The following is an 11,751-nucleotide window of genomic DNA, read 5'->3' as shown; positions in this document are numbered from 1 at the left end:
CCCATTTAAATTGTCTGTTGTGGTGAAAAACCCGGTTTTTTTAAGAAACCGGGTTTCTGAATTAGGAGCGAGTTTGCCACGCTCCATCTGGGGATATAGATATGTGTCCCCCTGCATTTGATACCTACATAGTGGTGGACGCAAATAGGATAAAAAACCAGGTTTCGGCGTTAAAGTCGATCGCTCACAACCTGTTATTTTGATTCTTAACCGGGTTTTTGTGCCTCCCAGACTGAAAAAGATAGTTTTTTTATCGGAGTTCGTGATGCACTCAATTTCTAGTCATCAAACCCATATTTTACCCATAATCCCCGTTGCTCCCGCCCAGGCTTACTTCTTAAAAATTACGCTGTCGATTATTGATAATACCTCTTTAGATTGATAGACATTTTGATTATTTCCTTTTAAATATGGTAGCAGTTCGCTGCCAATATTTAGGGAAAAATTTTTATGTTTACTTCCGGGCCGATTACCGCTCCCGTTCCCGTTTTCCTGCTTCTTTTAGCAATCATGCTAATCGCCCCGCTGGTATTTGAGCGCTTGCGACTACCGGGAATAGTGGGTTTAATTATTGCTGGCGTAATTGTCGGACCCAACGGTCTAAATTTGCTGCAACGAGACGCTACTATTGTTTTGTTAGGTACTGTAGGATTGCTGTTTTTGATGTTCCTAGCGGGACTCGAAACTAGCCTCGATGACCTAAAACTCAATGCGGACAAAGCTGTCATATTTGGGCTGGCTACTTTTTCGCTACCGATGATATTGGGGACAGTAGCAATGCTGCTGTTGGGATATAGCTGGCTGGCTGCAATTTTAGTCGCTTCTTGTTTTGCTACGCACACGCTTTTAGCGCTGCCAATTCTCACAAAATTGGGATTGATGCGAACTCAGACTATTACTGCGACTTTGGGCGGGACGTTAATTACGAATGTGTTGGGACTGTTGGTGCTGGCAATTGTTGTCAAAGCTTTCAAAGGAAATCTCACTCTCGAATTCTGGCTGTTTCTAATTCCATCTCTTGCTATCTACACTTTTGGTACTTTGTGGGGCGTTCCCAAAATCGGTCGCTGGTTCTTTAAGAAATTTGGACACGACGAAAATGCCGAATTTATATTTGTATTGGCAACCCTATTTCTAGTTTCTTACGCAGCAGAACTAATTGAAATTGAGGCAATTATTGGTGCATTTTTATCGGGAATTGCCATTACTCAAATTATTCCCAAAATGAGTCCGCTGATGAATCGGATTGAGTTTATTGGCAATACGTTGTTTGTGCCGTTTTTTCTGATTTCTGTGGGGATGTTAATTGACCCGCTAATTTTGGTGAAGCAGCCGCAGTCTTTGCTGGTGGCGGCGGTGATGATTTTAGCAGAGGCGGTGAGCAAGTTTTTGGCAGCTTGGATACCGGGGAAATTATTTGGTTTTGAGTTTCCGAACATTATGGTAATGTTCGGTCTTTCTGGTGCTCAAGCTGCTTCTACTTTGGCGGCGATTACTGTTGCTTTTGACATTAAATTGGTCGATCGCGTAACGGTGAACGGCATCATTGCCATGATTTTAGTAACTTGTGTCGCTTCTCCTTGGATTGTATCTCGGTGGGGTCAACAAATGCAGCAGCCGGGGTCGAGTTTGCCGGTGGCTACTTCGGGAAAGCATTCATGGGGACAACGAGTTTTAGTACCTGTTGCTAATCCGAATACGGAAGATAATTTGCTGCGTTTGGCTTTGATTTTAGCAAAAAGATATCAGGGAACTTTGCTGCCGCTGCATATTTTGTCCGATCGCGGGGAAGCAATTTCACCGGCAGATAAAATGCAGCAAACTCAACTTTTGACGGCTGCGGAAACTGTGGCTAACGCGGCTGCTTGTGCGGTTGAACCGATCGCGAGGATAGATGATGCGATCGATCGCGGAATCCTACGGAGTGCAACCGAACGCGAGGCTAGTTTAATTGTTTGCGGTTGGAAGGGATTTTCCACAACTCGCGACAATTTTTTTGGCAGCATCATTGATACTGTGATCAGGCGATCGCCCGTACCCGTACTGATCGCTAGATTTCCCGATCCTCTCCAGAATACAGCCAGAATAATTTTGGCGGTAACTGACAGCGAGTTGACTCGGTTTGGATTTCAGGAAACCGTGGATATTGCTAAGAGTTTGGCCGAGGAACTTAAGGCGAGTTTGCAAGTGTTGTTGGTGACGACACAACGGGAAAAAAGCAACCAAAGTGCGGCGGAGGTGGAAATTCTCTCTGAGATACCAGTAAATCGGGTGTGGGGAAATTTTATCAAGCTAGTTTCGCAGAATTTGTTAGAACACGATTTGCTGATTTTAACAACAATTTCTCAGCAACAGAATTTGTGGGACAAACCTGGAACTCTCAAAGAACCGGAAGCGATCGCCCGGACTCACCAAAATATTTCGATGCTTGTTGTTTATTTTCCTGTATCTTGAGGAAGATTTTAACCGCAGATTACGTTATGAATCTGCATTCATCTGTGGTTAATATTTTAGGACTAAAGCCAACTGGCACATTAAAAAAAGGGATGTAGTTGCGCTCGACTCGCTCTTTCCTAACTAAGAGCGGACAAGCGCAACCACATACCTAAAATTTAAGCTTTATTTGTGACAATTGTGTAAGTCTTATATTTAATCCTAATCCAACGGAATTGCTCGCAAAATTTCCGCACCTTGGCGCGGTTCGAGAATATACTCGATCGCTCTTTTCACTCGTGAAGTTTGTATTTTTTGGGCTGCTGATTAAAAAATCCTTCAACTCATCATCATTAGCACCCGCACAAGAAGTGCACTTAAGTACCGAATGTGCGATCTGCCAGTAAATATGCGTAGAGACCTTGACAATCGCACCCCGATAAAGGCAATTTCTCGGCATCTAGGATAAATTCTCGGTATCTGGGAGAATTTTGAGAAAATGGTGATATATCTCCTCTAGTTCAATAAGGTAAAAATGAGCATCAGACCAAATTTCAGATGGTTTTCTTCAGTGGCGAGTGTTTTGGGTTCGATTTCGATCAGCCCTTTGAGCGGCGCGACATCCTCTGTAAAAGCAAAAGCAGCAGAAACGGTTGTTGTCCGCAAAGGTATTTTAGAATCGTCAATATCGGTTGCAGATTTGCGCGAACTCGCAGAAACAGGAAAAGTCCCCGCCAAACTGCAAGCTTATGCCAATCTCTTGTCTGACGAACAGCGCAGTAAAATTTTTCGGGCGCTGAAAGCGAAAATTCCCCTCAATGTAGTCGGCCTGAGCAACTTGCTAAATACGGGCATCGGCACTGCCATCCTGACGGATTTGACTACAGTGATACCCAGGCGCGACGGTGGGGGTGTGGAAGCGCTCCGATCGGCTCTGGTGCAGGGAGCAAAGGCGCCGGAAGGCTTATCGATATTGAGTTTCATTGAATCTTATCCGAGCTCGCGGGTGGTGGTGGATCTCGATCGAGCTTTCGCAGTTTTGGGAAATATGAACGTAAGTTTTTGGCAAACTCAGCGCTTTATGGCGGCGATCGCACCTCAGTTAGCAGCGGTTAAACCCGCGTTTAAGCTGCCTTTCGATCCCACCCAGCCAGGCCCTAATCTCGTGCAGGTACGGGCGCTAGATTTGAACGATAGCGCGCGCAATCGACCTATTCCAGTTGATGTGTATTGGTCGGAAGCTGCGACAGCCGACAAACCGACGATCGTCTTTTCTCACGGGTTGGGTTCCGTCCGCACGGATTTGCGCTACTTAGCCGAGCATTTGGCTTCTCACGGCTATGTGGTAGCAGCTTTAGAACATCCCGGCAGCAACGAGACGAATACCAATGCTGCGATGGCGGGGAAGTGTCCCTTGCTAGTTCCTCAAGAGTTTTTAGACCGTCCCAAAGACATCAGTTTTGTGCTCGACGAACTGACAAAATTGAACCAAACTGATGATAACTTGCAGGGGAAAATGGCGATCGACCCAGCGGTGATCATTGGTTATTCCTTCGGCGGCGCTACAGCCTTGTCCGTGGCCGGGGCCGAACTGCAATTGAGCGGACTCAAACAAAGGTGTCAGGGGGATTTGATTGGGTTCAGCTTAGGCGAAGCCATTCAGTGCACGGCGGCCGGATTGCCCGAAGAACGGTATCAATTGCGGGATGGCAGGATTAAAAGGGCGATCGCCATGAATCCGATCGCATCATTACTATTTGGAGAAACGGGCTTAAGTAAAATTAAGATTCCCACCTTAATAGTAGCATCTTCTGCCGACAAAACAACTCCCGCCTTAGCAGAACAAATTGCCGGCTTTCCGAAAATTCCCTCTCCTAAATGGCTAGTTGGTTTTGTTGGAGGAACGCACTTAAGCGTCAAAGATCCGAGTACAACTTTAAACCAAGTTCGCAGGCCGAGCACAGGAATTACCGGCGATGAAGTTGTCGGCGACCAAGCTGTTAGCATACGCAATTATATTAAAGCTGTAAGTTTGGCTACCGCCGCTCAACTGACTGCTGAAGCTGACAAATATGCAGTTTTTCTAACGCCTGAATACGCGCAATTTGCTTCCACATCGGCAATCCCGGTGCGGCTAGTAACAGAAATTTCCCCGGAAACTAATGCAATCGTGCAAACTTTTATTCAACGGAATAAGTAGTCCTTATTCATTAGTCGTTAAGTAGGTAAGCGCCAAAAAACCATAGTATTTTGTAGAGTTCTCGACGGAGAACATAATTATGTAGGGTTCGCAGTGCGAACCTTAGCACTATTAGTCATTAGCTAATAATCTGATGTCCGCTCGAAGACCTATAATAAAGGTGTTTGTAGTGGTAGTTCGAGGGGACATGATATTGGGACTAGCAGTTTTTTCTTGTGTAGGCGGCGCCCCTTAGCCCCCAGGGGTGTATTTTCTTCTTAAGCTGTTTCTGATATTTTTGGTCCGTGCAAGGGCAAAATATAACCAAGCGCTTTCACAAACTCTACTCCCAAACTGCCATGCCTAAAAAAAATCTAATCCCGCTGTTGCTTCTGTTTATAGCCCTGTTTACCCTTTACGGTGACACTTTAACTTTTCTCCCCAAACCTGTAAGAGATACTAGCGTGGCAAGTCGAAAGTTCTTCGTCGGGTTGTGGCCAGATTGGTTGAGGCCGAGAGATTTCAACGAGAAAAGGCAACAGGATCTGGATAAATTGCAAAAAACTCCTAGCCCGAGTCGATAGTTTTGAGCTACCAGCGAGAAACCCGGTTTCTCTAACAATACTTAGCCATTTTCTTGTAGGTTGGGTTAAGCGAAGCACAACCAAACATGACGATTTTAGATTTTGGATTTTAGATTTTTCCTCCAATCTCAAATCGATTAAACTTGAGATTTTAGATTTTCCTCCCAGCCGTAAGGTGTGCAATGCACACCCTACAGATAGAGGTTATGCCTCCAGGACTGTTTTAGATTGGTCTTCCCATCTAAAATCTAAAATCTAAAATTGATTAGGCGTGCTTTTTCAACCAGCTAAACATAGCTCGCAAATCTTTACCAACTTCTTCAATAGGATGTTCTGCTTCCTGACGGCGCATGGAGGTAAAGCCTGGTTTGCCGGCTTGGTTTTCCAGAACGAATTCGCGGGCAAATTGGCCGGATTGAATTTCGCTGAGAATTTTACGCATTTCGGCGCGGGTTTGATCCGTGACGATGCGGGGGCCGCGAGTTAAATCGCCGTATTCTGCGGTATTGGAGATGCTGTCGCGCATTTTGGCGAGGCCTCCTTCTACTACTAAGTCAACGATAAGTTTAACTTCGTGCAAACATTCAAAATAAGCTAATTCCGGTTGGTATCCGGCGTCAACTAAAGTTTCAAATCCAGCTTTAATTAAGGCGCTCAAACCGCCGCACAAAACTACTTGTTCGCCAAAAAGATCAGTTTCTGTTTCTTCGCGGAAAGTGGTTTCCAGGATGCCGGCTCTGGTGCCGCCGATACCTTTAGCATAGGCCATTGCCCGATCGCGCGCTTGACCGGAAGCATCTTGATATACTGCAAACAAACTCGGAACACCTTCCCCTTGTTCGTAAGTCCGTCGCACCAAGTGTCCGGGGCCTTTGGGGGCAACCATTACTACGTCTACATTGGCAGGGGGAACAACTTGGCCGAAGTGAATGTTAAAACCGTGAGCAAATGCTAAAACATTTCCTTCAGAAAGGTTCGGTTCGATTTGTTCTTTGTAAATAGTTTTTTGAACTTCATCGGGCAATAAAATCATGATGAAGTCAGCAGCGGCGGCTGCTTTGTCTACCGGGTGAACTGTTAAACCCGCGTCGGTTGCTTTGGCGGCAGATTTGCTACCGGGATACAAACCGACAACGACATTCATGCCACTGTCTTTGAGGTTAAGGGCGTGGGCGTGTCCTTGGGAACCGTAACCGATGATAGCCACCGTTTTGTTGGCTAAGAGGTCTAGGTTCGCGTCGGTGTCGTAATACATACGGGCCATAGTGCTTGTCTCCTGAGATGCAAATTGGGTGATTGACTGCAAAACTCTCATTTTATCAAAGTAGGGTACTTTTTTTGCTGAAATTTTTAGGTTAAGATTTGGGCGAGGGAAAATTTAGGGCGCTCGCGCTGAATTTAGCAGTGTTTCTCGCAGAGTCTGCGATCGTCAAATATAATTGTCAATAGCGTGCTGTGCATTTGAAAAAACCTCACATCTTGCACGATTCTCAAGAACAGGCAAGATGCCTGTTCCACAAGAAAATTCACTCTTTGTGGAACAGGCATCTTGCCTGTTCCTAAAAAGCTTATTGAGAATGGTGCAACATCTCATAAAAACGCAACTAACTAACTTTTGTAAGATGAAAATAAAAGCAATACATCATGTGGCGATTATTTGCTCGGATTACGAAGCCTCGAAAAAATTTTATGTAGAAGTATTGGGATGTTCCATTATCAAAGAAACTTTCCGAACCGAGAGGAATTCTTACAAACTAGATTTGCGAGTCGGAAACGGCGACACCATCGAGCTTTTCTCATTTACCCATCCTCCTGAAAGAATTAACAATCCTGAAGCTTGCGGTTTGAGACATTTAGCTTTTGCAGTGGAGGACATAGAAGCATCCGTTGCTTACTTAAAATCCCAACAAGTAGAAGTAGAAGAAATTCGCCTTGACGAGATTACAGAAAAACGCTTTACCTTTTTCCGAGATCCCGACAACTTACCCTTAGAAATCTATGAAATTTAAGGAGTATCCCAATTTTTTCACGTCGCTCTTAAGTCAATAGGTGGGGTGTGCATTGTCCTAAAAACTGCATGATTCATTCCCAATCTAAAATCTAAAATCTAAAATCTAAAATCTAAAATCTAAAATTGTATAATGGACTCTATTATCAGAAACACAATCACGGTCGGATTGCCTGCTTTAATGCTATTTATAGCCATAGTAGCTACAGGGAAAACAGGTAACGCAGCCGTTTGGTCGGGTTTGGTTAAAGTCGGCGGTTCCTTTGGTATCCTGGTCGGTTTAGGTGTGTTGGTATTTGTAGGATTTGTTGCCAATTCTGTTAGTTATTTTGTGGTAGATAGCTTGCTAGTGAGATTTTATCAAAAGCGGCGAGTGTTGGAACAGCCAGAACAACTGGTAACAGAAATTGATAAATTGCCGATTACCAACGACCTTAAAATTAAGCTCAAATGGGCGGTGATGCACAGCAGCAACTACAAAATCATTAGCTTGAAGCACGTAATTTTAAAAGGGTTTATTATCGCCGCAACTGTAAATGCCGTATTGTCAATAGTCGGTTATTTGGGAGAATTCAACATTTTTTTTGAATTGAGTTCTCATTTTAAACTACAATATCTGGTGGTGGGTTTCTCTACTTTTATATTCTTCGCTCTCGTGCGCTCAAAAAAAATATGGTTGCTGGTGAGCGCATTTTGCATTATCATTAATTTGGCGGAAATTCTTCCTTGGTATTTTCCAGCGCCAGCAGTTGCCGGAGCAACTCCCGGACACAACTTGCGGATTTTGCATTCAAATGTTTTAAGGGCTAATCGGCGATATTCTGAGGTGATATCGCTGGTTAAAGCAGAACAACCTGATCTCGCGGTTTTTGTAGAAGTCAACTCAACTTGGGCAAAACAGTTATCGGTTTTAAGCGAGATTTTTCCTTACTCTTCTACCCAGCAAGAATCTGAGAGATTTGGCAGTGCAATATACAGCAAGCTGCCTTTAGAAAATTCTTCTGTTAAAGCCTTTTCAAATCAAAGAAAGAGCTTGGCGGCGGATGTTAAATTTCAAGGTAAAATCATTACTCTGATTCTTGCTCATCCGACTGTGCCGATCAAACAGGAGAGTTTTATCAATCGTAATAAACAGCTAGCAGCCATCGGCGAGTATGCAGCCCAAGTAAAAAATCCGCTGATTGTGGTTGGGGATTTAAATACCACAATGTGGTCGCCATTCTACAAAAATATGGTAAAAACCGGAAATTTGCGAAATGCGCGATCGGGCTTTGGCATTTTACCGACTTGGCCGACTTTTATGCCGCTGGCTTATATTCCGATCGATCACTTTCTAGTCAGCAAAGAAATTGGTGTTTTGAAGATTCGTACTGGCCGAAATGTCGGTTCGGATCATTTGCCGTTAATTACAGATTTGGTCATTTGAAGGCAGGATTCGATATTTTCTAACAAATTATTGATTAACTGTATCTGGTATTGCTGAATATTTGTCTGTAGCGGCTCTTTGCTGTCTTGAAAACTGATAACTTTTCCGGCGATTTCCTTGTAGTGTTGCAGCATGGAAAAAGTATCGGTGCTGAAGCGAGCGAGATAGTTTTTAGCAGCCTCACTGCAAATTTCCCTTACTTGATTTAGATAAGCTTCTGACGATTCAGGCGGCTTTTCATACCCAGTTCTTTTATTCAAAATATAGCTAGCACCGCCGACTACTGCGGCTCCCACAGGCCCGCCCAACAGCCAACCTAAGCCAGTGGCGATCGCCACTGGAGCCACTTCGCGGTCGTTCGACTTTTGAGCTGGAGGTGGTGGCGGCTCCGGTAAACTGACTTGTGGGGATGGAGGAAAGGAAATCAAAAGTGCGATCGGCTGTTCTTTCTCAAAGAATTCGCAAGCTTTATTTACCCATTCTGCGATCGTTTGCTGCTGCTTCAACACCTCTCGCTGAAATTTTAGGTTCCACGCATCAAAACTCCCTTCCTGGAGCGACAGCGCCATTTCCGATTGATACCGCTGCAAAAGTGTCGGCTGGTAAAGCCAAATCTCGAAATCGGAAACGCTGGCTTGAAAGCCTTTTGATATCAGTTTTTCTGCTTTTTGTTTAATTTCAATTTTGTCTTTATGCTTTTTTTGAGCAGCGGCTATTTCTGCGGTGACATTTTCAGCTTTGGCTCGGAGAGATTGGCAAATTTTAGTAGCTATAGCTTCAATTCTGGGCAACTTAACTGCTAGTTGTTCCTGTTGAGCTGCCACAATACTTTGCAAAGCCGATTCAAAGCTGGCAATTCCTGTAGTTTGGGCGGCCGCCACATCTCCTTTCAGCCTAGCCCTCAAAGCCGGCAAAGCATCGACGCGGTAGATATTGCTGATATTGTTCGGCAAATTGGAGCGAAAACTTTCGGCAACAAACAACAACCGATTGTAAACTTGTTTTTGGTCGTCTGGTTCGAGTAGATTGAGAAAATTGGCCACAAAGACGACAGTGTTGATGTTGCGATCGCTCAACCAATCTCTCAAGTTCTCCCGTTCGCCTAAAGTCATCAATTTGCGAGCATCTAAAACCTGCACAACTAAATCCGCCGTTAGCAATTTATCCCGAACCAAATTATCCTGTTCTTCCCGATCATTGGTTCCCGGCAAATCCAGCAATTCCACACCGGTTTGCAGGAATGGATGGGGACAGTAAACATTAACGGCCGCCACATCATCCCGCATTTGTCTCGCGTCGTCAAGGATGGCGTAGCGTTTCAAAACATCAGTCCCCCGTTCGCTAATTTCCGTGCCGTCTTTCAGGGTAATTTTTGCGTGCAATTCCTCACCGTAGTTGACATAAATGGCAGCACCTGTAGTGGGTACGAGGTCGATCGGCAAAGCACGATTTCCCAGTAAAGCATTCAGCAAAGTTGACTTGCCGTAATTAAACGGGCCAAAAACAGCAATTTGAAAAGTTGGTTTGGCGAGATAGTCGCAGATTGAGGTGGTATCTCGATAAAGTTGGGAGTTTTTGTCAAGTTCGAGAATACCGAGTGCTGATTTAAGATTGTCGGTCAGGTCTTGATAAATTTCGGGTTGTTGCATATTGTTTTATCCTCGTGAGCTGTAGGTTGGGTTGAACGAAGTAAAACCCAACATTTTTTGTAGATTTGTTGGGTTTTGTAGATTTGTTGGGCGAAGCGAAGCGTAGGGTTCGTTCCAAGAGTCCAACCTACATATATTATAAGCGATCGATCGATCCTGATATTATTTATTCTCGTGAACCTGTAGGAGGTTCAGTAAATTCTAGTTAGTTCTAATAAGTTTTCTGGGAAGAGAGACAAGAAAACTTTCCCAAGGCGATATGCTGGTCCATTATCAGGAGTCCAAGCATCCAACCACTTGTATTTTCCTTGATTCCAGCCTTCAAACACCCACCTCGATCCATCCAAACCCCAAGACAAATCCCAAGTAATGGAAGGCCAAAATTTATTCTCATTGATGGCTGTCAGTAATTCCAAAGATTTTGCTTCTGTGAGCATCCAAGGCTCTTCACTCCCTACCTTGCTTCCTACTTTTGTAACAGCCTGCAAGCAAGGTCTACTCAGTGTATCTCCCCAAACTCGAATGACTAAGCTGGGGTGAAAACTAGGTATATAAATAAAGCGATAGGCAGTTTGTATCTTCTCCCGATCGGCCCAATTTGATAAACCTGGCTCTTCAAATGCAGCTAATGTATCTGAATACCAGCTCTTTCTAAACTGCATTCCTTGTACTTGTTTATGAGAAAAATCTGGGGGAGTAACAATATAGTGTTGATTGATGAGGTCGATCCCCCAATCTCTATTATCATATCGAGAACAGGCCAGATCGTACAATGCAGTATTTCTGTGTTCTATCTGCTCAATTCTTAGAGCAATTTGAAGAGCTTGCTTGTATTCCTCTTCTGAGATTTCTTCATATATGACTGGAATAACTCTTGAATCATCTAGCCATTTTTCAGGCAATAATTCATGGGAACGAACGAGTTTCCTCTCTAATTTTGTTTTTACCAGATGGACTAATGTTCTATCTTTTTCTTCTATATCTTTAATTATTTCTGCAACCAAAAGTGCCTCTTGCCAGAGATGATTTTTCTGATTTGGTTCTTGGATGAGATTGGCAATTTCAATTAAGGTAGCTGCCTTTGTATAGCCATTTGTCAATCTTTGAGTAATTTCGATCGCCTCTTGAAAACGACCTAGTTGCTTAAGTATATCTATCTTTTCAGGGCCATCTGGAAGATTTTGGTTAAGCCTGTTGTTCAGCAGCTTTTGATTAATTAGGGTTGCCTCTTGCAACAAGCCAAGTTTTTGTAGCAAACAAACCTTATCATAGCTATCCGAAAAGTTTTGGGTAAGTTCTAAGGCTTCATGATAAATTTCCTCAGCTTTCTCAGGGCGATCGACAAGTTCAAACTGTTGAGCCATGTTGATAAGTCGGTTGATTTTGGCAATGATTGGGAGCGTGTCACTTTTGCGATGAGTATAAATACTCGTGAACCCAGAATGACTTTTTTATCGATCATCAGTATCAAT

The 11,751-nt window shown here is 43.9% G+C and carries 8 protein-coding genes; 4 read left to right on the top strand and 4 right to left on the bottom strand.

Annotation, left to right across the window (positions count from 1 at the left end; all coding sequences use genetic code 11):
- The first annotated feature begins 450 nt into the window (after positions 1-450).
- Together QUB06_RS06950 and QUB06_RS06945 are read left to right on the top strand one after the other, a co-directional pair.
- Entirely contained in the window at positions 451-2,454 is a 2,004-nt protein-coding gene (locus tag QUB06_RS06950; RefSeq protein WP_333434673.1) for a cation:proton antiporter domain-containing protein, read from the top strand.
- A gap of 514 nt (positions 2,455-2,968) precedes the next feature.
- Complete coding sequence (locus QUB06_RS06945; RefSeq protein WP_333434672.1) at positions 2,969-4,633, top strand: alpha/beta hydrolase; 1,665 nt, start codon at positions 2,969-2,971, stop codon at positions 4,631-4,633.
- Between the two features lie 828 nt (positions 4,634-5,461).
- On the opposite strand, the gene ilvC is transcribed toward QUB06_RS06945, so the two are convergent.
- Both ilvC and QUB06_RS06935 read right to left on the bottom strand, forming a co-directional pair.
- The gene (ilvC, locus tag QUB06_RS06940; protein ID WP_333434671.1) at positions 5,462-6,511 is read right to left on the bottom strand and encodes a ketol-acid reductoisomerase; all 1,050 of its coding nucleotides are present in this window, start codon (positions 6,509-6,511) and stop codon (positions 5,462-5,464) included.
- 83 nt (positions 6,512-6,594) lie between these two features.
- Positions 6,595-6,744, bottom strand: coding sequence for a hypothetical protein (locus QUB06_RS06935; RefSeq protein WP_333434670.1), 150 nt, complete (start codon positions 6,742-6,744; stop codon positions 6,595-6,597).
- Between the two features lie 74 nt (positions 6,745-6,818).
- On the opposite strand from QUB06_RS06935, the gene gloA2 reads away from it, so the two are divergent.
- Positions 6,819-7,205, top strand: a complete 387-nt coding sequence (gene gloA2, locus QUB06_RS06930; protein ID WP_333434669.1) for an SMU1112c/YaeR family gloxylase I-like metalloprotein — start codon at positions 6,819-6,821, stop codon at positions 7,203-7,205.
- Positions 7,206-7,337: 132 nt separating this feature from the next.
- Positions 7,338-8,630, top strand: a complete 1,293-nt coding sequence (locus QUB06_RS06925) for an endonuclease/exonuclease/phosphatase family protein (protein WP_333434668.1) — start codon at positions 7,338-7,340, stop codon at positions 8,628-8,630.
- On the opposite strand, the gene QUB06_RS06920 is transcribed toward QUB06_RS06925, so the two are convergent.
- Positions 8,597-10,279, bottom strand: a complete 1,683-nt coding sequence (locus QUB06_RS06920) for a dynamin family protein (protein ID WP_333434667.1) — start codon at positions 10,277-10,279, stop codon at positions 8,597-8,599. The two genes, QUB06_RS06925 and QUB06_RS06920, sit on opposite strands and share 34 nt — an antisense overlap.
- A 191-nt stretch (positions 10,280-10,470) precedes the next feature.
- Positions 10,471-11,643, bottom strand: a complete 1,173-nt coding sequence (locus tag QUB06_RS06915; protein ID WP_333434666.1) for a hypothetical protein — start codon at positions 11,641-11,643, stop codon at positions 10,471-10,473.
- Between the last annotated feature and the right edge of the window lie 108 nt (positions 11,644-11,751).

Origin of the sequence: Microcoleus sp. D2_18a_D3 (assembly GCF_036702455.1) — a bacterium.
GTDB lineage: Bacteria > Cyanobacteriota > Cyanobacteriia > Cyanobacteriales > Microcoleaceae > Microcoleus.
The sequence above is the reverse complement of the archived record's forward strand: the minus strand, read 5'-3'. Positions and strand labels throughout refer to the sequence as shown.

Excerpts from the sequence above, each read along its gene's own strand:
- QUB06_RS06950 (WP_333434673.1), top strand. The coding sequence starts at position 451 with ATGTTTACTTCCGGGCCGATTACCGCTCCCGTTCCCGTTTTCCTGCTT.
- QUB06_RS06945 (WP_333434672.1), top strand. The coding sequence starts at position 2,969 with ATGAGCATCAGACCAAATTTCAGATGGTTTTCTTCAGTGGCGAGTGTT.
- ilvC (WP_333434671.1), bottom strand. The coding sequence starts at position 6,511 with ATGAGAGTTTTGCAGTCAATCACCCAATTTGCATCTCAGGAGACAAGC.
- QUB06_RS06935 (WP_333434670.1), bottom strand. The coding sequence starts at position 6,744 with ATGCCTGTTCCACAAAGAGTGAATTTTCTTGTGGAACAGGCATCTTGC.
- gloA2 (WP_333434669.1), top strand. The coding sequence starts at position 6,819 with ATGAAAATAAAAGCAATACATCATGTGGCGATTATTTGCTCGGATTAC.
- QUB06_RS06925 (WP_333434668.1), top strand. The coding sequence starts at position 7,338 with ATGGACTCTATTATCAGAAACACAATCACGGTCGGATTGCCTGCTTTA.
- QUB06_RS06920 (WP_333434667.1), bottom strand. The coding sequence starts at position 10,279 with ATGCAACAACCCGAAATTTATCAAGACCTGACCGACAATCTTAAATCA.
- QUB06_RS06915 (WP_333434666.1), bottom strand. The coding sequence starts at position 11,643 with ATGGCTCAACAGTTTGAACTTGTCGATCGCCCTGAGAAAGCTGAGGAA.